Raw genomic sequence first — 23,091 nt, 5'->3', positions numbered from 1 at the left:
GGCTTCAGGTCCCCGGGCCACGGGCTCGGGCTTCAGGTCCCCGGGCCACGGGCTCGGGCTTCAGGTCCCCGGGCCACGGGCTCGGGCTTCAGGTCCTCGGGCTCGGGCCACGGGCTTCAGCCATTGGCCTCGGGCCTCGGGCTCCAAGCCTCCGCTTCAGGCCCCCGCTTCAGGCCCTCGGATAGCGGGCCTCCGCTTCAGGCCCGCGGATAGCGGGCCAGCCATCCCGGGGACGCGCCCGCGGGTCCGTGCAGGGCGGGGCCCTGGGTCATCTCCATCGCGAAGTCGTCGGCGAGTTCCAGCAGTGTGGGACGGCCCTCCAGCTCGGCCAGCCAGGCCGGCGGGAGGGCCGTCTCGCCGTGCAGGGCGCCCAGCAGGCCGCCGGTGAGGGCGCCGGCCGCGGCGGAGGGACCGTCGTGGTTCACGGCGAGGCACAGCCCGTGCCGTACGTCCTCCCCCACCAGCGCGCAGTACACGGCGGCGGACAGCAGCCCGTCCGCCGAACCGTCGGCCGCGAGCTCCTCCACCCGGGCCGGAGTGGGCATCCCCTGCCGTACGGCACCCAGCGCGTGCTGGAGCGCGTCCGACACCGGCTCGTGCCCGGGCCGCGCGGCCAGCAGCGCGAGCGCCCGCTGGACCGCCCCGTCCAGGCTGTCGCCGAGGGCCAGCGCGTGCACGATCACGGCGTACGCGCCCGCCGACAGATAGGCGACGGGGTGCCCGTGGGTCTGCGCGGCACACTCCACGGCGAGCTGTACGACGAGCTGCGGCTCCCATCCGACGAGCAGCCCGAAGGGCGCGGACCGGGCGGTGGCCTCGGGCCCGAGTTCGTTCGGGTTCTTGGGCGACTCCAGGGTCCCCATGACGTCGTCGCCGAACCCGATGAGCAGCGACCGGGTCGGGTCGCGGCGGGCGTACAGCCACTCCTCGCGGGCCAGCCAGCCGTCGTCCTTGCGCCGCTCGTCGGGTCCCCAGTCGCGCTGGGTGGCGGCCCAGCGCAGATACGCCCGGTGCAGGTCGGTGGGCGGGTGCCAGGCACCGGTGTCCCGGCGCACCTGCGCCCGTATGAGCCCGTCCACGGTGAAGAGACTGAGCTGGGTGAGATGCGTGACGGCTCCGCGTCGGCCGTACCCGAAGCCGAGGTCCACCAGGCCCTCGGCGCCGTACGCCTCCCGGATCTCGTCCGTCCCGAGCCCGTCGACCGGCGCGCCCAGCGCGTCGCCCACCGCGACCCCGAGGAGCGTCCCGCGCACCCGGCTCCGGAAGTCCTGCTGCTCGGCACGCCCCCAGACGACGGCCCCGGCTGTCGCACCCACCAAGACCTCCCGTGGCGACCGTCCGTATGTACGACGCTCAGCACTGTAATCGACGGGGGGTGGGGGGTTCAGGGGGCGTGGGGGGTATGCGCCACTTTCCCGGCCGACGTGACGCCCCCTGGGTCAGCTCCTCGTGGACCACCGCTCCTGGACCGCGTCCCTCGCCTCGGTCGCCGCGGTCAGGCATGCGGTGAGGCGGGAGGGGCGGTCGGCGCCCGGGGCGGCGAGGAGTTCGGTGAGGATGACGGCCAGGGTGGCCAGGTCGTCCCATTCCGGGGTGAGGGCGAGGAGTTCGGACAGGCCCCGGTCCGCCAGCGGGTCGTCGGCCAGTGCGCAGCCCAGGAAGACATGGGCCTGGGCTCGCATCACGGGCTCCATGTCGGCGTCCTGCTCGACCAGTCGGGCGAGGTCCTGCCAGAAGGGTTCGGCGGCCTCAGGGCCTTCGGCGCAGTGGACCGTCATGGCCAGTTGGAACGTGCCGACGGCCGGCTCCCTGTCCCGCAGGCGCTCGGCGAGGGCGCGGGCCTGCGCCCAGCGGCCGTGGTGGCGGTCCACCTCCACGCAGGTGTCGTCCAGCTCCGGGTGGGAGGAAGCCGCCAGCCGCTCCTCCACCTCCTCCCAGCGCCCGACGAGCAGCAGGAGCCCGATCGCCGCCTCCCGCTCCTCCGTCATCTCGGGATCCAGCGCCACACAGCGGTCCAGGTCGGCCAGGGCCTGCTCGGTGCGGCCGATCGCCAGGCACACCCGGCCCCGCCGGCCGAGGGCCCAGGCGTACTCCGGGTCGGACGCCAGGGCACGGTCCAGATGGTCCAGGGCCTCCCCGTAGGACTTGCGGACGTGGTGGATCGCGCCCAGGCCGGCCAGACAGGTCGCGTTGGTGGGCTCCTGCGCGAGGACGGCGTGGAAGAGGGGCAGCGCCTCGTCGTAGCGGCCCTCGAAGCGGTACGCGGAGGCGAGCTCGGTCTGGATCCAGGCGGACTCCGGGTCCGCCGCGACGGCCCGCCGCAGGTCCTCGAACACCCCGTCCCGGTCGCCCAGCCCGCGCTTCACCCGGGACCTCATCACCAGCGCCCACGCATAGTCGGGGATCAGCGCCAGCGCCCGGTCCAGATCGGCCAACGCCTCTTCCCTGCGCCCGAGTTCGCCCAGCGCCTGCCCCCGGCCCGCCAGTGCCGTCGCGTAGGCCGGCTCCAGCTCGACCGCGCGCGCCAGCTCCGCCACGGCTTCCTCGTAGCGCTCCTCGGCCCGGTACGCGTCCCCGCGTTCCGAGGCGATCCAGGCCCGGTCGGGGGCGAGTGCGGCCGCCCGGTCGAGGTCGGCGAACGCCTTGTCCAGGTCGCCGCGCGTGCGGTGCAGCCGGGCCCTGCGCACCAGCGCCCAGAGGTACTCGGGATCGATGCGCAGCGCCCGGTCGAAGTCGGCGATCGACTCGTCGAGCCGGCCCAGGCCGTGCCGGCACACCGCCCGTCCGGCCAGGGCGATGTCGTCGGTGGGGTCGAGGGCGAGGGCACGGGTGTAGTCGGCGTCCGCTTCCTGGAGGCGGGACGCCAGACGGTACGTCTCGGCCCGCTCGGCGATGATCCACGCCGCGTCGGGAGCCAGTTCGACGGCTCGGTCGAGGGCGGTCAGGGCCGCCGGGTGGTCGCCCAGCAACTGGTGGGTGAGGCCCCGGCCGTAGTGGGCGAGGGGTTGCAGCGGGTCCAGCTCGACCGCCCGGTCGTACTCCTGGAGGGCCTGTCCGTACTCCTGGTGCCGGCGCAGTTCCCGGCCGCGCAGCGCGTGCGCCTCCGCCCGGCCGGGCGGGTCGAGGCCGGGGCGGGTCAGCAACAGGTCCAGGGCGGCGCTCACGCCGTTCTCCTCGTCGGCGAGTGCCGCGCCCAGCGCGCGTCCCCACTCGCGCAGGACGGCGTGGTCCGTGGCGTCCCCCGCCTCCTCCAGCATCCGTGCCCAGCGGCGGGCGACGACCTCGTCCTCGCGGCACGCGGCGACGAAACCGCGCAGCGCCTCGGCGAGCGCCGCGGGCGGGCGGGCGCACAGCAGGTGGTACACCTCCTCCAGCCGAAGCTCCCACCATTCCTCGTCCGCCCACAACTCCTCGCGGCGGCGGCCGAGTTCGGTGTCCTCACGCCACTCGGTGTACGCCTGCGCGAGCCTGCGGTGCCGGCTCGTCCAGTCGGTGCGGGACCGGAGCCGCTCCAGGCGGAGCATCTGCGCGCGGACCACGTCGTGGTACCGGAGCCGCTCGCCGCGCTGCCCGACGAACGGCAGTGCCGTCAACCAGGCGTACAGGGAGTCGAGTTCGTCCTCCGGAGCGGGGACGAGGAGCCGGAAGACGTCGGCGTCCAGCCGCCTAGGCAGCGCGCAGGCCCTGGCGACCTTGCGGCGGGCCTCCGGTTCCGGCTTCAGGAACCGCTCCACCGCCGTGGCGCTCGGGTCGATCACGTTGTCCGGGCCGTCGGGCCGCTTGGCCGCGAGGGTCGACACGAGGACCGGGAGGCCTCCCGTCAGGCGCAGCACCTCCTCGACGACCGGCTCCGCCACCACGCCCCGCGCGGCGAGCAGACGGCGCGCCTCGGCCTCGGTGAAGGGGGCGAGCGGCATGTCCGCCACCGCGTCCAGGCCGCCCCAGCGAGAGGCGTCCAGGGGGCGCTGTCCCGCGGTGACCACGACGACGGCGGCGGGCAGCCGGCCGTGCTCCCGGGGCTTGGTGAGGACGTCGTACAGCCACGGGTCGAGGAAGGGGCCGGTCCGCTCGTACGTGTCGAAGAACAGGACGATCCACGGTACGGCGGCGGCCGCGGAGCGCAGTTCGCCGAGCAGCACCGGGGTGAGGACCCGCTCGGGGGTGAGGACCAGGTCGACGTCGTCGGGGTTGCGGAAGCGGGCGCCGAGGCCGGCCCGCAGCCGGTCGGCGCTCTGCGCGAGCCGGTCGGCGGGCAGGGCGCGGGTGACGAGTTGGGCGCCCGGCAGGGCGGCCTCCAGGGCGCCCAGGCCGACGTCCACGGCCATTCTGCTGCCGGTCGAGGCGGTCTCCAGGGCGCCTTCGGGTGCGAGCGCGGCGAGGCTGGCCGCCTCCGCCTCGCGTCGCCGCTCCCGCCAGGTCGCGAGGCGCCGCTCCAGGTCCTTCAACCGGCGTCCCTGCGCGGAGAACTCATGGCACAGCGTCTCCATCGCCTCGGGCACGCTGCCCACGCCGTCGTCGACATGGGCCGTGAGCGCCCCGCGTTCCCTGGCGAGGTGGGCCAGTTCCTGGACGAGGGAGGTCTTCCCGATGCCGGCGCTGCCGTGGACGTGGAACCGGAAGCGGTGCCGGGGGTCACCGGGCGGGATGTCGAAGTTGCCCAGAAACAGGGCCCGTTCGGCCTCGCGGCCCACGAATCCGGCCCGTGCGCGCCGCAGGATCAGCTCCTGCGCCGACGGCTCCGCCTGTGCCATGCGTCCGTCCCCTCGTCGCGGCCCGTCCGCCTCTCATTCTGGCGCAACCGATCTGGATCACACCGCCCCGCGAGGGGAAGATGGCCTCCATGTCATCGACAACCCCCCGCACCCCACGCAGCGCACTCCACCTCTCCGCCGCCCTGCTCACCGCGAGCGTCGCGCTGTACATAGCGCTCGTCGCGTTCGGGAACATCACGGACTTCGGGACGAACCAGGCGTTCGTGCAGCACGTTCTCGCGATGGACACGACGTTCAAGGACGACGACCTGATGTGGAGAGCCGTCACCAGCAAGGGACTTCAGAACACCGCGTACGTGGCGATCATCGTCTGGGAGACGCTCGCGGCGCTTGTGCTGATCTACGGCACGTGGCTGTGGGTGCGCCGGGACGACCAGGCCGCCCGGCGCTTCTCCACCTACGGGCTGCTCATGCTCATGCTGCTGTTCGGCGCCGGGTTCATCGCGATCGGCGGCGAGTGGTTCTCCATGTGGCAGTCGGACACCTGGAACGGCCTGGACGCGGCGCTGCGGGTGTTCGTGTTCAGCGGGGTCGCCCTGCTGGTGGTCAACCTGCCCGACCGCAGCGCTAGTTGACGACGACGACCTTCGTCCCCGTCTCGCCGAACGTCCACAGGGCCGAGCCGTCCGCCGCCTTCATGCGGATGCCGCCGGTCTGCGCGCCGTTCGCGGGCGGGGGCGAGGAGCCGTCCACCGCGTTGGAGAAGGCGACGTTCACGCCGTCGACGGCGGTGAAGTACACGATGTGCTCGATCCGCACGCCGTCGGAACCGGTGGTCGGCTCGCCCCGGCGCAGGGAGACGGAGTAGGTGCCGGGGGCGGGGTCGATCGTCCCCGGCCAGACGGCGAAGTTCCGGCGGGCCGCCTCGCTCGCGTCGATCAGCCACACCCGCTTCTCACCGAGCGAGTAGACGATCCGGCGGCCGGTGCCGGAGTCGTCCGGGACCGCGGTCGCGGACGGCTCGGGGCGCGCGGACGCGCTGGGCGACGCCGACACGCTCGGCCTGCCGGTGAGGGCCACTCCCGGCTTGGTTCCCTTGTCGGCCTGTACGGCCAGGGCGACGACGGCGGCGATCGCCCCCACGGTCAGACCCGTCACCCAGACCTTCGGGGCTGGCACGGCACGCATCTCCTCGGCTCAGGATCCCCGTCGAACGGGGGTCGGATCATCGTACCGGCCCCCGCCCGAACACCTCTCCGGTCAGTCCAGCACCGGCAGCAGCTCCGGCAGGTGCCCGTCGGAGGCCCGCGCGGCCTGCTGCCGCTCCTCCGTGACCTGTCCGTACAGCGTGGTGCGCGGCCGCGCGGGACGGCCGGCCGCCTCCGCCACCGCGACGAGGTCCTTCACCGACTTGTAGGAGCCGTACGACGAGCCCGCCATCCGCGAGATCGTCTCCTCCATCAGCGTGCCGCCGAGGTCGTTCGCCCCGGAGCGGAGCATCTCGGCCGCGCCCTCGGTGCCGAGCTTCACCCAGCTCGTCTGGATGTTCGGCACCCAGGGGTGCAGCAGCAGCCTGGCCATCGCCGTGACCGCCCGGTTGTCCCGCATGGAGGGGCCGGGGCGGGCGATGCCGGCCAGGTACACCGGGGCGTTGGTGTGGATGAAGGGCAGGGTCACGAACTCGGTGAAGCCGCCGGTGCGCTGCTGGATGCCGGCCAGGGTGCGCAGGTGGCCGAGCCAGTGGCGGGGCTGGTCGACATGGCCGTACATCATCGTCGAGGAGGAGCGCAGGCCGACCTCGTGCGCGGTCTCGATCACCTCGATCCAGGTCGCCGTGGGCAGCTTGCCCTTGGTCAGCACCCAGCGGACCTCGTCGTCGAGGATCTCGGCGGCGGTGCCGGGTATGGAGTCGAGGCCGGCCTCCTTGGCCGCGGTCAGCCACTCGCGGATCGACAGGCCGGTGCGGGTGGCGCCGTTGACGACCTCCATCGGCGAGAAGGCGTGCACGTGCATGCCGGGGACGCGGGCCTTGACCGCCTTCGCGATGTCGAAGTACGCCGTGCCGGGCAGGTCCGGATGGATGCCGCCCTGCATGCAGACCTCCACCGCGCCCACCTCCCAGGCCTGTTGGGCGCGGTCGGCGACCTGGTCGAGGGAGAGCGTGTAGGCGTCGGCGTCGGTGCGCCGCTGGGCGAAGGCGCAGAAACGGCAGCCGGTGTAGCAGACGTTGGTGAAGTTGATGTTCCGCGTGACGATGTACGTCACGTCGTCACCGACCGCCGACTTGCGGACGTCGTCGGCCACCCGGCACAGGGCGTCCAGGGCCGGGCCGTCGGCGTGCAGCAGCGCGAGGGCCTCGTCGTCGGTCAGCCGGGTGGGGTCGTCGGCGGCGGTCCGCAGCGCGTCCCGTACGTCCGTGTCGATGCGCTCGGGCACCATGCCGGGGGCGGCCGCCTCGCGCAGGGCGCCCCAGTCGCCGTAGACCTCGTCGAAGTCGTCGCGGCGGTCGGACGTACGGCCCTCGGTGTCGATGGAGGTGTGCAGGTCCGTGCGGCCGGTGGCCACGAAGACCTCCTCCGGCTCCTGCCAGGGCAGTCCCCGCGGGAGGGCGTCGGGGCGGGCGAGGCCCGTCTCCGGGTCGGCCAGCGCCGCCACGTGCGGGCGCAGCCTCGGGTCCAGCCAGGGTTCGCCGCGCTGGACGAACTCGGGGTACACGCACAGGCGTTCGCGCAGCTCGAAGCCGGCCGCGGCGGACCGCTCGGTGAGCTCCTCGATCCGCGGCCAGGGGCGTTCGGGGTTGACGTGGTCGATGGTGATCGGGCTGACGCCGCCCCAGTCGTCGATCCCCGCGCCGATCAGGCGCTCGTACTCGCTGTCGACGAGGTTCGGCGGGGCCTGGATGTTGGCGGCCGGGCCCATGATGAGACGGGCGACGGCCACGGCGGCGACCAGTTCGTCGAGCTCCGCGTCCGGCATGCCGCGCATCGCGGTGTCCGGCTTGGCGCGGAAGTTCTGGATGATCAGTTCCTGGATGCTGTGGTACGCCCGCGCTGTGCGCCGGAGCGCGAAGAGCGACTCGGCGCGCTCCTCGTAATTCTCGCCGATGCCGATGAGGATGCCGGAGGTGAAGGGGACGGACGAGCGCCCGGCGTCCTCCAGGACCCGCAGCCGTACGGCGGGCTCCTTGTCCGGGGAGCCGTGGTGCGGGCCCCCTGGCTCGGACCACAGCCGCTCGGCGGTCGTCTCCAGCATCATGCCCATGCTCGGCGCGACCGGCTTTAGCCGCTGGAAGTCGGTCCAGGACAGCACGCCCGGGTTGAGGTGGGGCAGCAGGCCCGTCTCCTCCAGGATGCGGACGGAGACGGCCCGGACGTAGGCGAGGGTGTCGTCGTAGCCGTGCGCGTCCAGCCACTCCCTGGCCTCCGGCCAGCGGTCCTCGGGCTTGTCGCCGAGGGTGATCAGGGCTTCCTTGCAGCCCAGCGCGGCGCCCCTGCGGGCCACGTCGAGGACTTCGTCCGGGGACATGAACATGCCGTGGCCGGCCCGGCGGAGCTTGCCGGGCACGGTCACGAAGGTGCAGTAGTGGCACTTGTCCCGGCACAGCCGGGTCAGCGGGATGAAGACGCTCTTCGAGTACGTGATGACACCGGGGCGGCCGGCCTGTTCGAGGCCGGCGTCCCGGACGCGGGCGGCGGAGGCGGTGAGGTCGGCGAGGGCCTCGCCGCGCGCCTGCAGCAGGACCGCCGCTTCTGTCACGTCCAGGGCGACGCCGTCCCGGGCACGTTTGAGAGCGCGACGCATGGAGTTCTCGGTGGGGCCGGTTCCGGAGGTCGCGGAAGTCGTCATCCTTCGAGCATACGAGCGGTGTGATCAGCGCAGGAGTGCCGCCCTGTCGGGGGGCGGTCACACACCGCCGGTGCCGTTCTGGACATAACGGTCATACTCGTCCAGCACCTTGAGCACCTCGGCCTCGCCCGCCGGCGGCAACTGCAGCACGACCTCCTCGATGCCGAGCTCGGCGTAGTGGGCGAGCTTGCCGGGGGTGGGCAGGACGGCGTACGGGACGACCTGGAGGGCGCCGGGGTCGCGGCCCGCGTCGGTCCAGGCGGCGCGCAGCGCGGGCACGGACTCGGTGAGGCCCCGTCCGCCGATGGGGAGCCAGCCGTCGGCGTAGGCGCAGATGTGGGAGAACAGCTTGGGCCCGGCGGCGCCGCCCACCAGGGTCCGCTTCTGGACGGGCTTGGGGAAGGCGTGGCTGGCCCTGACGCTGCCGAACTCCCCCTCGTACGCCGTCGGTTCGTCCGCCCACAGGGCCTGCATGAGCGCCATCCGGTCGCGGACGAGCTCGCGCCGGGTGCGCCACTCGACGCCGTGGTCGGCGGCCTCCTCGACGTTCCACCCGAACCCGAGCCCGAGCGTGAACCGTCCGCCGGAGAGGTGGTCGAGCGTGGCGATCTGCTTGGCGAGGTCGATCGGGTCGTGCTGGGCGACCAGCGTGATGCCGGTGCCGAGACCGAGCCGCTCGGTGACGGCGGCGGCCTGGCCGAGCGCGACGAAGGGGTCGAGGGTACGGCCGTACTCACGCGGCAGCTCACCGCCGGCCGGGTACGGGGTGACCCGCTCGACGGGGATGTGGGTGTGCTCGGGCAGATACATCCCGGCAAAGCCCCGCGCCTCCAGCTCACGGGCGAGCCGGGTCGGGGTGATGGTCTCGTCGGTGAGGAAGATCGTCACGGAAATACGCATGAGGCATCTGTACCGGGCCGGGCCGGGGATGTCCATACCGACTGGTCGGGATTGCTGGGAGGGGGTGGGGTGCTGCTGGTTGGGGCGGGGGTGGTGACGGGTCACCCGTCGAGGTAGCGGTGTCTGCCGTCGCCCGGTGAGATGTGGAGTTCGCCTTCCCGCACCTGCCATTCGGACGGGCCGTCGATCTCGTGGCTCGCCAGGAAGAGACCCGAGACGCGGTCTCCGTCCTCGTTGGCCGGGATCGCCGCGATCTCGCGGATCTGGTGCACGAGCCAGTCCACGCCCGACTCGCGGATGTCAGCGCCGTAGAACAGGTAGTGGGTCCAGTTCACGTGCCGACGAGGGGAGCCCCAGCCGTGGGAGTAGTGACCGTCCTCGTGGGCCTTGATGATCTCCTGCGCCGCGGCGAGTTGGTCCTCGTCGCACTCCAGCCAGCCTCTGACCGACACGTAGATGCCCACCGGTGCTCCTTTCTCTCGCCCCCCGCGCCGGCCTAGTCCGACCCGTCCGCCAGATCCGCCACCACCGCCAGATGGTCCGACGGCCATACCCCGTCCACCGGGGCGTCGCCCGCGCGGCGGACTCCTCGTACGTGGCCGAGGCCCGTCGCGCTCGGTGGGCCCACGTGGATGTAGTCGATGCGAACGGGCGGGTCGTGGCGGACGTAGGGGTTGGCGGGGTCCCAGGTCGCGGAGGGGGCCGTGGGGTCGGCGTACTCCCAGGCGTCCAGGAAGAGTTGGCCGGGGGCGGCCGGGCCCGTCTTGTAGCCGCCGAAGCGGCGGACCTCGTCGGAGTCGGGCCAGGCGTTGAAGTCGCCGGTGACGACCGGCGGGAAGTCGGTGCCGGCGCGGTGGGCGGCCACGAACTCCGCCAGCGCGGTGACCTGTTGGCAGCGGACCGCCGAGGCAGTGGGGGCCGAGGCGAGGTGGGTGGTGAAGAAGGGGATCTCGTGGGAAGGTCCCGCCAGACGGGTGTGGAAGGCCACCCGGCCGTCGTCCAGGTCCTGGGGCGCGGGCAGGTGCAGGACCGCCCGGTCGATCACCGGCCAGCGGCTCAGCACCGCGTTGCCGACCTCCACCCCGGGGTCGCCGATCCGCCGCTGCCAGCGTTCCGAGGCGGGCGACGCGGCCCACGCCCAGTGCAGGCCCAGCTCTCCGGCGAGCCACTCGGCGAGGTTCTCGGTGCCCGCCGACCACACCTCCTGGAGGCCGACCACGTCGGGCCGCAGCTCCCGCAGCACGGCCAGGATCGCCTTCTGCCGTTCCTCCCAGGGGCCGAAGCGCCACCACAGGTTCCAGGTCACCACGCGCATCGCCGACACCCTTCGTCCACCCGGCCGCACCCTGAGATCATCGGGGCCTCCGGTCAGGTTACGGAAGACAAGAGACAGGAGTCTCACCACCCATGTCCCGCGACGCCGAGCGCAAGTACCGTGCCGCCAGGGCCGTTCAGCGCCTCCTCAACCCGGTCATGCGCCGACTGCCCCTGCAGACCGTCCTGGAGACCACCGGCCGCAGCTCGGGGCTGCCCCGCCGGACCCCGGTGGGCGGCAGGCGGGTCGGCGGTTCCTTCTGGCTGGTCTCGGAGTTCGGGGAACGGTCGCAGTACGTCCGCAACATCAAGGCGGACGCACGGGTCAGGGTGCGCATCCGGGGACGCTGGCACACCGGGACCGCCCGTCTCCTGCCGGACGACGACATCGCCGTACGCCTGCGCTCGCTGCCCGCGCTGAACAGCGCGGCGGTACGGGCCATAGGGGCGGGGCAGTTGACCGTACGGGTGGATCTGGACGGGTGAGGGGCGGCGCGGCGGCGACCCCGGGCGGAGGGGCCGCCGCGCCGCTCAGTGAGGCGCGTGGGTCACTTCGCCGGCTTGTAGAAGGCGTACGTCGCCGTGTAGGCCACGCTCACCTGGTCCGTGCCGGTGCAGGCGGTGGTCGGGGCCACGCCGCCGGTGGTGTTGAGGCGCTGTATGTAGGAGACGCCGCCGAAGACGCCCGCGCCGCGGGTCGCGGTGGCCTGGAGGAGGAGTTCGGGGATGGTGCCGGCCTTGGGCGAGCTGGCGACCGCCGTGGCGTTCACCGCGCTGCCGTCCACCGTGGAGACCCAGACGGGGCCGCGGGAGTGCAGGGCGACGGTGCGGCCCCTCCGGTCGGAGAGGGTGGCGGCGGGCTCCAGGAGCTTCCAGGCGCCGTCGGTGCAGGTGTAGGTCTGGACGCCCCGGGCCGGGTACACGCCGGTCAGCTTGTTGCCGTCGGGCACCTTGAGCGCGGCGGGGGCCTTAACGGGCCTGGGCGCGGGGTCCGAGGGGGTGGCGTGACCGGTGGCCGCGCCCAGCAGGGCGGTCGCGCAGGCGAGGCCCGCGGTGGTCAGGGCGAGTCGCTTGGTGAGCTTCAAGTCGGTTCTCCGGTAAGGATCTTGACGGTCGGTCAGGGCGTCGGGCCGAAAGCCGCCGCCCTCCGCTCCGGGACTCTACGGTCCCTCCCGCCGGTTACCGGCCAGTTGGCCGAAGCCCGCCCCGGGGGCCACTCAGCCCGGCCAGACGATCGACTGCACCTCGCTGTAGGCGTGCAGCGCGTACGACCCGCAATCCCGGCCGACCCCGCTGCTGCGGAAGCCGCCGAACGGCGCCTCCATGTTCCGGCCGACCGTGTTGACCCCGACTCCCCCGGCCCGCAGCCGCCGTGCCACGCGGAAGGCGCGGCCGACGTCCGCCGACCAGACGTAGTCGATCAGGCCGTAGTCGCTGTCGTTGGCGAGGGCGATGCCCTCCTCCTCGTCGTCGAAGGGCGTCACGGTCACGACGGGGCCGAAGATCTCCTCGCGGACCACGCGCATGTCGGGTCGGCAGTCGACGAGGAGGGTCGGGGCGACGTAGAAACCCCGGTCCAGCGGCGGGCGTTCACCACCGGCGGCCACCGTCGCGCCCTCCTTGCGGGCCAGTTCGACGTACGACTCGACCCGTTCGCGGTGTGCCGCCGAGATCACCGGACCGACGACCGTCCCGGGCGCGCGCGGGTCGCCGACCTTCAACCGGCATGCGAAAGCCGTCAGTTGTTCCACGAGGCGGTCGTGGACCGCCCGCTGCACCAGCACCCGCGTCGGCGCCGTGCAGATCTGTCCGCTGTAGAAGGAGAAGGTGGTGCCGATCCCGGCCACGGCCGATCCGAGGTCCGCGTCGTCGAGGACGAGTGCCGCGCCCTTCCCGCCCAGCTCCATCAACTGCCTTTTCATGGACCGCCCGCACACCTCGGCGATGCGCCGGCCGACCGCCGTGGAGCCGGTGAAGCTGACCATGTCGACGTCGGCCGAGTCGACGGCGGCCTCGCCCACCGCCACGGAACGCCCGCTCACCACGTTCACGACCCCGGGCGGCACCCCGGCCGCCTCCAGCGCCTCCGCCATGCGGTACACGGAGAGGGGGTCCTGCGGGGCGGGCTTCACCACCACCGTGTTGCCCATGGCGAGCGCGGGGGCGACCTTCCCGGCGGGGTTGGCCCACGGGTTGTTGTACGACGTGACGCAAGTGACGACCCCGATGGGCTGGCGGACGGCCAGCGCGCCCATCACCGCGGCCCTGCCCATCGGCCCGGCCTCGTTGACCTGCGGCGGGATCGCCCACTCTGCGGGCTCCACCCGGGCGTACCTTCGGAAGCGGGCGGCGGCCACGCCGACCTGCATGCCCCGGGCCACCCCCGTGGTCGCGCCGGTCTCGGCCCGGGCCAGTTCGGCGTACGGCTCCAGCCGGGAACGGATGAGGTCGGCGGCCCGGGCCAGCACGGCGCCCCGCTCCTCGGGTGCCGTGCGCGACCACGGCCCGAAGGCCTCGCGGGCCGCGGCACAGGCCGCGTGCACCTGATCCCGCGAGGCCTCCGGAGCCCATCCGGCGGTCTCCTCGGTGGCCGGGTCGACCACCGCGTAGTGCCCGGCGTCGGGGGCCACCCACGCGCCGCCGACGAACAGCGGCTGCCCCTCCTCCGGCGCACTCACCTGGTGCTCACCGTCCTGGTGTCCCGCCCTGACCGCAGCACCCGGCCCGGCACGGCTCCGCTCACCACGTCGTCCCGGATCGCCTCGACGCCGTTGACCCACACGGCCCGGACGCCGATCGCCCGGGAGTCGAGCCGCGGACTGTCACCCGGCAGGTCGTGCACCAGGGTGGCCGGACCCGCGGCGATGCGCTCCGGGTCGAAGAGCACGAGGTCCGCATGGAAGCCCTCCTCGATCCGGCCCCGCTCGCGCAGCCCGAACAGCCGGGCCGGGTCGTCGGTGAGCATCTTCACGGCCTGCTCCAGCGAGGTCAGTCGCCGCCCGCGCAGACAGTCCCCGAGGAAGCGGGTCGTGTACGGCGCCCCGCACATCCGGTCCAGGTGCGCGCCCGCGTCGGACCCGCCGAGCAGCACGTCCTCGTGCTGCCAGGTCTCGGCCCGCAGGGCCCAGGACGCCGGGTCGTTGTCGGTGGGCATGGGCCACAGGACCGTGCGCAGCGAGTCGGCCGCGCAGATCTCCACGAGGGTGGCGAACGGCTCCTGTCCGCGCTCGGCGGCGATGTCCTCCACGACCCGCCCGCTGAGCCCGCGGTTGGTGTCGCTGTAGGTGTCCCCGATGACGTACCGCCCGAAGTTGGTCAGTCGCCGGAAGACGCCGGCCTCCTTGGACTGGGAGTGCCGGAGCAGTTCCCGCTGTACGTCCGGATCGCGCAGTCTCCCGATCCGCTCGGGGACGGGCAGTGCGAGCACCGGACCCCAGCCGGGGATCAGGTTCAGCGCGCAGAAGGTGCCCAGGGACATGTTCATCGGGGTGAGGATCGGCATGGTGAGGGCGACGACCCGGCCGCCCGCCTTGCGGGCCTGCTCGCTCGCGAACAGTTGCCTGGGCACCCGCTCCGGGACGGCCGCGTCGATGGTCAGCACGTTCCAGTTCAGGGGCCGTCCGGCCGCCGCACTCATCTCCACGAACAGCTCGATCTCGGCGTCGCTGAACTGGTCGAGGCAGCCGGCCACGATGGCCTCGATCTGAGTTCCCTCGTGCTCCCCGACGGCCCGGGAGAGTGCGAGGAGTTCGGCGGGCAGCGCTTGCCGGGAGGCGACGGGCTTTCCGTCGCCGTCGGAGTGCGTGGACGACTGGGTGGTGGAGAACCCCCAGGCACCGGCGTCCATCGCCTCGTGGAACAGCCGCAGCATCTCGTCGAGTTGGGCCTCGGACGGCTGTCCGCCGACGGCGTCCGGTCCCATGACGTACCGGCGCAGGGCGCAGTGCCCCACCATGAAACCGGCGTTGACGGCGATCCGTCCCTCCAGGGCGTCCAGGTACTCCCCGAAGGAGTGCCAGCTCCAGGGCGCCCCCTCCTCCAGGGCGACCAGGGACATCCCCTCGACCTTGGACATCATGCGGCGGGTGTAGTCGGCGTCGTCCGGGCGGGCCGGGTTCAGCGGGGCGAGCGTGAACCCGCAGTTCCCGGCGGCGACCGTGGTGACCCCGTGGTTGAGGGAGGGAGTGGCGTACGGGTCCCAGAAGAGCTGGGCGTCGTAGTGGGTGTGGGGGTCGACGAACCCGGGGGCGAGGACGAGCCCGGAGGCGTCCTCGCGGGTACGGGCATCTTCGGTGACGTTGCCGACGACGGCGATACGTCCGTCACGGATGCCGACATCGGCTCCGAAGGCGGCCGCACCGGTCCCATCGACAACGGCAGCACCCTTGATGACGTGATCGAGCATGGGGTTCGCCTCCTGGCATACAGGGGATCGTCCTACTCAGGGGCGCGGGGAACTACGCGACCAGCCACAACGCGCCCGCACACCGCAACGGCGATTACGCGGCACCCCGGAACCGGGATGTCCGGTGCACGGGATCCGTGTCGATCTTCGGGATCACGTGCTCCCCGATCAGCCGAATCGTCTGGAGCGTCTCCTCCTTCGGAACCCCCACCGGCAGCCCGAAGCTGAGCTGGTCCGCCCCGGCCTGCTCCCAGCGCTTGCACTGGCGGACCACCTCGTCGGGGTCCCCGCAGATCAGCAGCTCCTCCTCGATGAGCACCTCGACGAACTCCGCGGTGTACTCGGGCAGCGTCTCGGGCCACACCGGGAACCCCTCTGGCCGCGGGAACGTGTCGTGGTAGCGGAAGACCAGCGAGGGCAGGTAGTGCAGGCCGCCGCGCACCGCGATGTCGATCGCCTCGGCGTGCGTGGGCGCGCAGATCGCGGTGGTCGTCACCATGACGTTGTCGTTGACGAAGTCCCCGATCGGCTCGGCGTCCACGACCGCCGTCTTGTACTGCTCGAGGACCCATTCCATGTCGGAGACCTTCTGCACGCTGAAGCCGAGCACCCCGAGCCCTTTTCTGGCCGCCATGGCGTACGACGGCGGCGACCCGGCGGCGTACCACATCGCGGGGTGCGACTTCCTGTACGGCTTCGGCAGGACCTTGCGCGGCGGCAACTGCCAGTGCTTGCCCTGGAAGCCGGCGTACTCGTCCTGGAGCCACATCTTCGGGAACTCGGCGATGGTCTCCTCCCAGATCTCCTTGGTGTGGTTCATGTCGGTGATGCCGGGGAGGAAGCCGAGGATCTCGTGCGAGCCGGCGCCGCGGCCGCTGCCGAACTCGAAGCGGTTGCCGGTGAGATGGTCGAGCATGGCGACCTTCTCGGCGACCTTCACGGGGTGGTTGACCTGGGCGAGCGGGTTGAAGATCCCGGAGCCGAGGTGGATGCGCTCGGTCGCGTGCGCCAGGTAGCCGAGGAAGACGTCGTTGGCGGAGAGGTGCGAGTACTCCTCCAGGAAGTGGTGCTCGGAGGCCCAGGCGTACTTGAAGCCGGAGCGGTCCGCCTGGATGACGTACTCGGTCTCCTCCATCAGCGCCTTGTGCTCGGCCAGCGGGTCGGTCTCGGCGCGCTTGCCCACGTATCCCTGTACAAAGAGCCCGAATTCCAAGGAGGTTCACCGTCCCCAGTCTGTCTCTGACACTCCTGTTTCTGACACTCCGTCAGATTCCTGATCTGCCGCCGACTGTGGCACCGGGCGCAGACACCGTCAATAGCTGACGGTCACTCAGATGACGGAGACCCCGGCGAGCCAACCGCCGTCGATCACGAACGGCTGGCCGGTGATGTACGAGGAGTCGGCCGAGGTCAGGAACAGCGCGAGCCGGGCCACCTCCTCCGGCCGTCCGATGCGGCCGAGCGGCACGAGCTTGCGGTAGAACCGGTCGAGCCCCCGGGCGGCCTCCGCGCCGTCCGCGGACGGGTCCAGGGCCGCCGGGTTGGACATCGCGGTGTCGACGGCCCCGGGGCACATCGCGTTGACCCTGATGCCACGCGGCGCCAGCTCCAGCGCGGCGACCCGGGTGAGCCCGAGGATCGCGTGCTTGGAGGCCGCGTAGGCGCCCACGCCGGCCATCCCGGTCACACCGGTGTAGGAGGCGGTGTTGACGATCGTGCCCCCGTCGGACAGCACCGGCCCCACGGTCCTGATCCCGAGGAAGCAGCCGACCTGGTTGACCTGCAGCACCTCCATGAACTCCGTGAGAGGCGTGTCCAGGAGGGCGTTGAAGCGCAGGATGCCGGCGTTGTTCACGAGCCCGTCGACCCGCCCGTACTCCGCCACGGCGGCCTCCGTCGCCCGCCGCCAGTCGGCCTCCCGGCCCACGTCGAGGTGCACGTACAGCGCCCCGATCTCCTCGGCGAGCGCCTTGCCCTGCTCGTCCAGCACATCGCCCACGACGACCTCGGCGCCCTCCTCCCGGAACAGGCGGGCCTCCTGCTCCCCCTGCCCGCGTGCCGCACCGGTGACGAGGACGACACGTCCGTCCAGCTTGCCCATGCGGTGACTCCTCAGAGTTGGGGGGCGGTGTCGGCGCCGAACGCCGCTATCTGGTCGACGAGTTCGGCGCGGTCGCGGCTGCGGAACCGCACCTGGATCTGGTCCACACCCATCGCGCGGTAGGCGCGCAGGGACTCGGCGACCGCGTCGGGGGCGCCGCTGAGCGTCCGGCGGCCGACGTCCCAGGAGGGGGTGCCGAGGTAGAGCGGCTCGGTGATGGCCCCGACGGTGAACGGCCCTTCGAGGCCCGCCTCCGCCCGCAGCCGCCGGATCCGCTCGATCTGCGCGGGCAGTTCGTCTCGGGGGTCGCCCTGGGGCAGCCAGCCGTCGCCCTTGAGGGCGGCCCTGCGCACCGCGGCCGGGGAGGAGCCCCCGACCCACACCGGGACGCGGGCCTGCGCGGGCCGGGGGCGCTGGCCGAGGCCCGCGAAGTCGTAGAGCTTGCCGTGGTGTTCGGGGAACTCCTCGGGGCCGAGGGCGGTGCGCAGGGCGTCGATCGACTCGTCGAGGACGGCCCCGCGGCCGTCGAAGTCGACCCCGAGCGCCTCGAACTCCTCCCGCACGTGCCCGGCGCCGACCCCGAGGATCAGCCGCCCGCCGCTGAGGTGGTCGAGGGTGGCGTACTGCTTGGCGGTGACCAGCGGGTGCCGCAGTCCGACCACCGCCACATGACTGAGCAGCCGTACGCGTTCGGTCACGCCCGCCAGGTGGGCGAGGGTGGCGACCGGGTCGTACCAGACGGTGCTCATCGCGGGGGCGAGACGGCGCGGGACGGCCACGTGGTCGCAGGCGGCGAGGTACGCGAAGCCGGCGCGTTCGGCGGCGCGGGCCACCTCGACGAGGTCCCCGGGGCCGGCACCGGCCTCCCAGGGCTCGGCGTAGATCGTGCTCTGCGACTGGATCGGGAGCTGGATGCCGTACGCGGTCACCGGGGGCCGTCCCACAGGCCGACCGGGGTGAGCCCCAGCAGGTCGATGGCGTTGCCCCGCACGATCCGCTCGACCACCTCGGCGTCCAGGTGTCCCATCTGGGCCTCGCCGACCTCCTTCGACTTCGGCCAGGTGGAGTCGGAGTGGGGGTAGTCGGTCTCGTAGAGGACGTTGCCGACGCCGATGGCGTCGAGGTTGCGCAGCCCGAAGGCGTCGTCGAAGAAGCAGCCGTGGACGTGCTCGGCGAAGAGCTCGGACGGCGGGCGGTGCACCTTGTCGGCGACGCCGCCCCAGCCCCGGTTCTCCTCCCAGACCACGTCGGCGCGCTCCAGGATGTAGGGGATCCAGCCGATCTGGCCCTCGGCGTACATGACCCTGAGGTTCGGGAAGCGCTCGAACTTGCCGCTCATCAGCCAGTCGACCATCGAGAAGCAGCAGTTGGCGAAGGTGATGGTGGAGCCGACGGCGGGCGGGGCGTCGGCGGAGGTGGAGGGCATCCGGCTGCTGGAGCCGATGTGCATCGCGACGACCGTGCCGGTCTCGTCGCAGGCGGCGAGGAAAGGGTCCCAGTCGTCGGAGTGGACGGAGGGCAGGCCCAGGTGCGGGGGTATCTCGGAGAAGGCGACGGCCCGTACCCCGCGGGCGGCGTTGCGGCGGACCTCGGCGGCCGCCAACTCGGCGTCCCAGAGCGGGACGAGGGTGAGCGGGATGAGCCGGCCCCGCGCCTGGGGGCCGCACCACTCCTCCACCATCCAGTCGTTGTAGGCCCGCACGCACAGCAGGCCCAGTTCGTGGTCCTCGGCCTCGGTGAAGGTCTGGCCGCAGAAGCGCGGGAAGGTCGGGAAGCAGAGCGCGGACTGGACGTGGTTGACGTCCATGTCGGCGAGGCGCTGCGGGACGTCGTAGGAGCCGGGGCGCATCTGCTCGTAGGTGATGACCTCCAGCTTGATCTCGTCCCTGCTGTAGCCGACCGCGGTGTCGAGGCGGGTGAGGGGGCGCTGGAGTCCCTCGTAGAGCCACCAGTCGCCGAGCGGGCCGTCGTCGCCCGGGGCGCCCATCACGGGCCTGAACCGGCCGCCGAGGAAGCTGATCTCCTTGAGCGGGGCGCGGACCACGCGCGGGCCGGTGTCCAGGTACTTCTTCGGGAGCCGGTTCTGCCAGACGTCGGAGGGCTCCACCGTGTGGTCGTCGACGGAGATGATCTTCGGAAGTGCCGTCGTGGTCTCCATGGCGCTCACGGTAGCGCCGATCTGACGACCCGTCAGCTCCGTGGACGGCGGCCGATCGCGACGGATCGTGTGCGGACGTGTGCGGAGGGCGGGTGAGGGCCTTGTGACATCCCGCGCGTCCTCCTGTGATCAGGCTCTCCACGGCTGACGCGGCCGCCGTGGACAAGGCAGACTGACGGGGTTGTAAACAGGCCCTAGGGGGACGGCGATGGACGGTGTACCGCGGGTGCCGGAGCAGAGGCGTCCCGGCTCCCCGGCGGGGGCCGGGCAGGACACGGGTTCCGCGGCGCAGAGCGCGCCGCTGCGCTTCAGCGTGCTCGGACCGGTGCGCGCCCGGCGCGGCGAGGAACTGCTGAACACCGGCTCCCCTCAGCAACGCGCCCTGCTCGCCGCCCTGCTGCTGCGCGAGGGCCGCACCGCGACCGCCGCCGAGCTGATCTCCGCCCTGTGGGGCGAGGAACCGCCGGAGCAGGCCCTGGCCGCGCTGCGCACCTACGCCTCCCGGCTCCGCAAGATCCTCGACCCCGGGATCCTGGTCAGCGAGTCCGGCGGCTACGCGATCCGCGGGCTCGGCGAGGACGCGCTGGACCTGGCCGCCGCCCAGGAACTCGCCACCGGGGCGGAGAAGGCGAGAAGCGCCGGGGACCTGTGCCACGCGCGGGACGTGCTGACCCGGGCGCTGGCGCTGTGGGACGGCGAGGTGCTCGCGGGCGTCCCCGGACCGTACGCCGAGGCACAGCGCGTCCGGCTGGAGGAGTGGCGGCTGCAACTCCTGGAGTCCCGGCTCGACATGGACCTGGAGCAGGGCTGCCACGCGGAGGCGGTCTCCGAGCTCACCGCCCTCACCGCCGAGCACCCGCTGCGCGAGCGCCTGCGCGAACTGCTCATGCTGGCCCTGTACCGCAGCGGCCGGCAGGCGGAGGCCCTCGCGGTCTACGCCGACACCCGCCGGCTGCTCGCCGACGAACTCGGCGTCGACCCGCGCCCCGGACTGCGCGAGCTCCAGCAGCGCATCCTCCAGGCCGACCCCGGCCTCGCGGAGCCCTCCTCCCCGCAGCCCGAACCGGTCGCGGCCCCCGTCCGCCCCGCCCAGCTCCCGGCCACCGTGCCCGACTTCACCGGCCGCGCCGCGTTCGTCACCGAACTGAGCGAGGTGCTCGCCTCCGGTGCCGCGGGCCGGGTGATGGCGGTCTCCGCGCTGGCCGGCATCGGCGGCGTCGGCAAGACCACGCTGGCCGTCCACGTGGCCCACCAGGCCCGCTCGGCCTTCCCCGACGGGCAGTTGTACGTCGACCTCCAGGGCGCCGGTGCCCGGGCCGCCGACCCGGAGACGGTCCTCGGCGCCTTCCTCAGGGCCCTCGGCACCGCCGACTCGGCGATCCCCGACTCCCTGGAGGAACGCGCCGCCCTGTACCGCTCGGTCCTCGACGGCCGCCAGGTCCTCGTCCTGCTCGACAACGCCCGTGACGCGGCCCAGATACGGCCCCTGCTGCCGGGCACGGAGGGCTGCGCGGCCCTCGTGACCTCGCGGGTGCGGATGGTCGACCTCGCCGGTGCGCACCTGGTCGACCTGGACGTCATGTCCCCCGACGAGGCACTCCAGCTCTTCACCAGGATCGTCGGCGAGGAGCGGGTCGCCTCGGAGCGCAAGGCCGCCCTCGACGTGGTCGCCGCCTGCGGCTTCCTCCCGCTCGCCATCCGCATCGCCGCCTCCCGCCTGGCGGCCCGCCGCACCTGGACGGTCTCCGTCCTCGCCGCGAAGCTCGCCGACGAACGCCGTCGCCTCGACGAACTCCAGGCCGGCGACCTCGCCGTGAAGGCCACCTTCGAACTCGGCTACGGCCAGCTCGAACCCGCGCAGGCCCGTGCCTTCCGGCTGCTGGGCCTCGCCGACGGCCCGGACATCTCCCTGGCCGCGGCCGCCGCCGTACTGGACCTGCCCGTCGAGGACACCGAGGACCTGCTGGAGGCCCTCGTCGACACCTCGCTGCTGGAGTCGGCGGCGCCCGGCCGCTACCGGTTCCACGATCTCGTACGGCTCTACGCGCGTGCGTGCGCCGAACGCGACGAGTGGCCGCCCAGCGAGCGCGAGGCGGCGCTGTCGCGGCTGCTGGACTTCTACCTGGCGACCACGGCGGGCGTGTACGCCATCGAGCGGCCCGGGGACCGGCTGGTGGACCACCTGGAGCAGATCCGCTACCCGGGACTGTCCTTCGAGGACCGCCACGCCGCCCAGGACTGGCTGTACGCGGAGGCCAACGCCCTGCTCGCGTTCGTCCAGCAGTGCGCGCAGGGGACGTTGCTGCGGCGCGCGGTGGACCTGCTGTGGGTGGCCAAGGACCTGGCCGAGTCGGGGGCCAACGCCAAGCAGTACGAGGTCGCCGCCGTCGCCCTGCGGGACGCGGCCGACGCGGCCGACGACCCGCGCACCCGGGCGCGGGTGCTCACCGCCCTGACCAACGTCCACATCGTCGCCGGCCGTTTCGACCAGGCCGACGCGGTGGCCCGGCTGGCCATGGAGCTCGCCCGGGCGGCGGACGACCTGGCGCCGAGCTGCTGGGCCGCCAACGACCGCGGCATCATCGCGCTCTACCAGGGCCGCCACCCCGAGGGCGAGGCGTACCTGAAGGAGGCCATCGAGAGCTTCCGGCGCGACCGGAACCCCGCGGGCGAGGCCAGCGCGCTGTGCAACCTCTCCCGGATCCACCTGGCCATGGGGCGCAGCACCAGCGCCGTGGAGCTCGCCCGGCAGGGCATCGTCATCTACGACCGGCTGGGGCACACGCTGCGCGGCGCGAACGGCCGGTACGCGCTCGGTCTCGCGCTCACCGGGCAGGGGCGGCTGGACGCCGCCGTGGACCGGCTGACGGAGGCGCTGGAGGTCTTCCGCGACAGCCGGCAGCGGCTGTGGGAGGGCATGACGCTCTTCCGGCTCGCCGAGGCCCACCTCGCCGGGCGCCGCCCCGCGCAGGCCGCCGCCCTGACCGAGCAGGCCCTGGCCGTGCTGCGGGGCATCGGCGGCGAGTGGCGGCGCGGCAACGTCCTGACGGTCCTCGGCCGCGCCCTGAGCGGGCTCGGGCAGCCCGGCCGGGCGGTGGCGTGCTGGCAGGAGGCGCTCGGCATCTTCGAGCAACTCGGCTCGCCGGAGGCCGCCGAGGTACGGCACCTGCTCACGCCGTCGGCCACCGTGTAGACCGTGCCGCCGGGTGCGGGGACGGACCTGCGGGACGGACGTTCATCGTTCGTTTATCGCCGCTCGGCAGACTAGTCCTGTCGATCCGTCGCGTCGGGGGGCAGACGGGTCAGCGGTGGACTCCATCGCTAGGGTTACCGACCCTGACATGTCCGCCCGGCGGCCCTCGGGGGAGTCGCCGGGCGGTCCGGCCCATCATCGAACGGGAGAGTCACCACCCATGAGTGAAACCGAGAAGCAGGACGGCACCGTCAAGCCGCTCGACAACCACGCCACGGGGACCGAGGACGAGGTCACCACCCTCGACAACCACGCCACGGGCGCCGAGAAGGTCGTCACCCTGGCGGTCGGCACCACGGACGGCACGGTCAAGCCGCTCGACAACCACGCCACGGACGAGACGGTCTGACGAGGACCTTTCCGTACGCACGGGGATCGGCCGCGGCGGCGCGGAGGGGGAGC

The 23,091-nt window shown here is 72.8% G+C and carries 18 protein-coding genes; 4 read left to right on the top strand and 14 right to left on the bottom strand.

The features are described 5' to 3' along the window. Positions 1 to 197 precede the first annotated feature (197 nt). Both ACZ66S_RS30790 and ACZ66S_RS30785 read right to left on the bottom strand, forming a co-directional pair. Positions 198 to 1,316 carry an ADP-ribosylglycohydrolase family protein gene (locus ACZ66S_RS30790; protein WP_469904823.1) on the bottom strand — a complete coding sequence of 373 codons (1,119 nt, stop codon included), beginning with the start codon at positions 1,314 to 1,316 and terminating at the stop codon, positions 198 to 200. A gap of 123 nt (positions 1,317 to 1,439) precedes the next feature. Continuing rightward, positions 1,440 to 4,751: a tetratricopeptide repeat protein gene (locus tag ACZ66S_RS30785; RefSeq protein ID WP_469904822.1), complete on the bottom strand. Its 3,312-nt coding sequence runs from the start codon at positions 4,749 to 4,751 to the stop codon at positions 1,440 to 1,442. Between the two features lie 89 nt (positions 4,752 to 4,840). Here ACZ66S_RS30785 and ACZ66S_RS30780 point away from each other — a divergent pair, with 89 nt between their 5' ends. Continuing rightward, positions 4,841 to 5,347, top strand: coding sequence for a DUF2165 domain-containing protein (locus ACZ66S_RS30780; RefSeq protein ID WP_469904821.1), 507 nt, complete (start codon positions 4,841 to 4,843; stop codon positions 5,345 to 5,347). On the opposite strand, the gene ACZ66S_RS30775 is transcribed toward ACZ66S_RS30780, so the two are convergent. The 5 genes from ACZ66S_RS30775 to ACZ66S_RS30755 all read right to left on the bottom strand — a co-directional run bounded on the left by ACZ66S_RS30775 (position 5,340) and on the right by ACZ66S_RS30755 (position 10,773). Then, positions 5,340 to 5,900: a hypothetical protein gene (locus ACZ66S_RS30775; protein WP_469904820.1), complete on the bottom strand. Its 561-nt coding sequence runs from the start codon at positions 5,898 to 5,900 to the stop codon at positions 5,340 to 5,342. The two genes, ACZ66S_RS30780 and ACZ66S_RS30775, sit on opposite strands and share 8 nt — an antisense overlap. A gap of 72 nt (positions 5,901 to 5,972) precedes the next feature. Then, on the bottom strand, positions 5,973 to 8,558 hold the full coding sequence (locus ACZ66S_RS30770) for a bifunctional FO biosynthesis protein CofGH (RefSeq protein ID WP_469904819.1): 2,586 nt from the start codon (positions 8,556 to 8,558) through the stop codon (positions 5,973 to 5,975). Positions 8,559 to 8,615: 57 nt separating this feature from the next. Further along, positions 8,616 to 9,458: an LLM class F420-dependent oxidoreductase gene (locus ACZ66S_RS30765; protein WP_469904818.1), complete on the bottom strand. Its 843-nt coding sequence runs from the start codon at positions 9,456 to 9,458 to the stop codon at positions 8,616 to 8,618. 101 nt (positions 9,459 to 9,559) lie between these two features. After that, the gene (locus ACZ66S_RS30760) at positions 9,560 to 9,922 is read right to left on the bottom strand and encodes a hypothetical protein (RefSeq protein ID WP_469904817.1); all 363 of its coding nucleotides are present in this window, start codon (positions 9,920 to 9,922) and stop codon (positions 9,560 to 9,562) included. 32 nt (positions 9,923 to 9,954) lie between these two features. Further along, positions 9,955 to 10,773: an endonuclease/exonuclease/phosphatase family protein gene (locus ACZ66S_RS30755; protein ID WP_469904816.1), complete on the bottom strand. Its 819-nt coding sequence runs from the start codon at positions 10,771 to 10,773 to the stop codon at positions 9,955 to 9,957. Between the two features lie 92 nt (positions 10,774 to 10,865). Here ACZ66S_RS30755 and ACZ66S_RS30750 point away from each other — a divergent pair, with 92 nt between their 5' ends. Next, positions 10,866 to 11,258, top strand: a complete 393-nt coding sequence (locus ACZ66S_RS30750; protein ID WP_469904815.1) for a nitroreductase/quinone reductase family protein — start codon at positions 10,866 to 10,868, stop codon at positions 11,256 to 11,258. A 62-nt stretch (positions 11,259 to 11,320) separates the two neighbouring features. Here the strand turns inward: ACZ66S_RS30750 and ACZ66S_RS30745 are convergent, their stop codons facing one another. From ACZ66S_RS30745 to ACZ66S_RS30715, 7 genes are all read right to left on the bottom strand, one after another. After that, on the bottom strand, positions 11,321 to 11,857 hold the full coding sequence (locus ACZ66S_RS30745) for a DUF3455 domain-containing protein (protein ID WP_469904814.1): 537 nt from the start codon (positions 11,855 to 11,857) through the stop codon (positions 11,321 to 11,323). Positions 11,858 to 11,989: 132 nt separating this feature from the next. After that, entirely contained in the window at positions 11,990 to 13,450 is a 1,461-nt protein-coding gene (locus ACZ66S_RS30740) for an aldehyde dehydrogenase family protein (RefSeq protein WP_469904813.1), read from the bottom strand. Continuing rightward, a complete protein-coding gene (locus ACZ66S_RS30735) occupies positions 13,447 to 15,177 on the bottom strand; it encodes an N-acyl-D-amino-acid deacylase family protein (RefSeq protein WP_469904812.1) in 1,731 nt (576 codons plus the stop codon). The genes ACZ66S_RS30740 and ACZ66S_RS30735 overlap by 4 nt, the downstream gene beginning before the upstream one ends. A 94-nt stretch (positions 15,178 to 15,271) precedes the next feature. Further along, entirely contained in the window at positions 15,272 to 16,390 is a 1,119-nt protein-coding gene (locus ACZ66S_RS30730; RefSeq protein WP_469904811.1) for an LLM class flavin-dependent oxidoreductase, read from the bottom strand. Positions 16,391 to 16,507: 117 nt separating this feature from the next. Continuing rightward, a complete protein-coding gene (locus tag ACZ66S_RS30725) occupies positions 16,508 to 17,278 on the bottom strand; it encodes an SDR family NAD(P)-dependent oxidoreductase (protein ID WP_469904810.1) in 771 nt (256 codons plus the stop codon). Between the two features lie 11 nt (positions 17,279 to 17,289). Then, positions 17,290 to 18,207 (bottom strand): LLM class F420-dependent oxidoreductase, encoded by a 918-nt coding sequence (locus tag ACZ66S_RS30720; RefSeq protein ID WP_469904809.1) that lies wholly within the window; start codon positions 18,205 to 18,207, stop codon positions 17,290 to 17,292. Continuing rightward, the gene (locus ACZ66S_RS30715) at positions 18,204 to 19,445 is read right to left on the bottom strand and encodes an amidohydrolase family protein (protein WP_469904808.1); all 1,242 of its coding nucleotides are present in this window, start codon (positions 19,443 to 19,445) and stop codon (positions 18,204 to 18,206) included. The genes ACZ66S_RS30720 and ACZ66S_RS30715 overlap by 4 nt, the downstream gene beginning before the upstream one ends. Before the next feature lie 199 nt (positions 19,446 to 19,644). On the opposite strand from ACZ66S_RS30715, the gene afsR reads away from it, so the two are divergent. Beyond that, positions 19,645 to 22,629, top strand: coding sequence for an SARP-family global regulator AfsR (gene afsR, locus ACZ66S_RS30710; RefSeq protein ID WP_469904807.1), 2,985 nt, complete (start codon positions 19,645 to 19,647; stop codon positions 22,627 to 22,629). A gap of 220 nt (positions 22,630 to 22,849) precedes the next feature. Next, positions 22,850 to 23,038 carry a hypothetical protein gene (locus ACZ66S_RS30705; RefSeq protein ID WP_469904806.1) on the top strand — a complete coding sequence of 63 codons (189 nt, stop codon included), beginning with the start codon at positions 22,850 to 22,852 and terminating at the stop codon, positions 23,036 to 23,038. The last annotated feature ends 53 nt before the right edge of the window (positions 23,039 to 23,091 follow it).

This window comes from Streptomyces sp. NPDC107471 (assembly GCF_055582845.1).
This window is presented reverse-complemented; position numbering and strand designations above follow the sequence as displayed.

What these genes read in the sequence shown, in the direction of transcription:
- ACZ66S_RS30785 (WP_469904822.1), bottom strand. Translation starts at nt 4,751, where the DNA reads ATGGCACAGGCGGAGCCGTCGGCGCAGGAGCTGATCCTGCGGCGCGCA.
- ACZ66S_RS30780 (WP_469904821.1), top strand. Translation starts at nt 4,841, where the DNA reads ATGTCATCGACAACCCCCCGCACCCCACGCAGCGCACTCCACCTCTCC.
- ACZ66S_RS30775 (WP_469904820.1), bottom strand. Translation starts at nt 5,900, where the DNA reads ATGCGTGCCGTGCCAGCCCCGAAGGTCTGGGTGACGGGTCTGACCGTG.
- ACZ66S_RS30770 (WP_469904819.1), bottom strand. Translation starts at nt 8,558, where the DNA reads ATGACGACTTCCGCGACCTCCGGAACCGGCCCCACCGAGAACTCCATG.
- ACZ66S_RS30765 (WP_469904818.1), bottom strand. Translation starts at nt 9,458, where the DNA reads ATGCGTATTTCCGTGACGATCTTCCTCACCGACGAGACCATCACCCCG.
- ACZ66S_RS30755 (WP_469904816.1), bottom strand. Translation starts at nt 10,773, where the DNA reads ATGCGCGTGGTGACCTGGAACCTGTGGTGGCGCTTCGGCCCCTGGGAG.
- ACZ66S_RS30750 (WP_469904815.1), top strand. Translation starts at nt 10,866, where the DNA reads ATGTCCCGCGACGCCGAGCGCAAGTACCGTGCCGCCAGGGCCGTTCAG.
- ACZ66S_RS30735 (WP_469904812.1), bottom strand. Translation starts at nt 15,177, where the DNA reads ATGCTCGATCACGTCATCAAGGGTGCTGCCGTTGTCGATGGGACCGGT.
- ACZ66S_RS30725 (WP_469904810.1), bottom strand. Translation starts at nt 17,278, where the DNA reads ATGGGCAAGCTGGACGGACGTGTCGTCCTCGTCACCGGTGCGGCACGC.
- afsR (WP_469904807.1), top strand. Translation starts at nt 19,645, where the DNA reads ATGGACGGTGTACCGCGGGTGCCGGAGCAGAGGCGTCCCGGCTCCCCG.
- ACZ66S_RS30705 (WP_469904806.1), top strand. Translation starts at nt 22,850, where the DNA reads ATGAGTGAAACCGAGAAGCAGGACGGCACCGTCAAGCCGCTCGACAAC.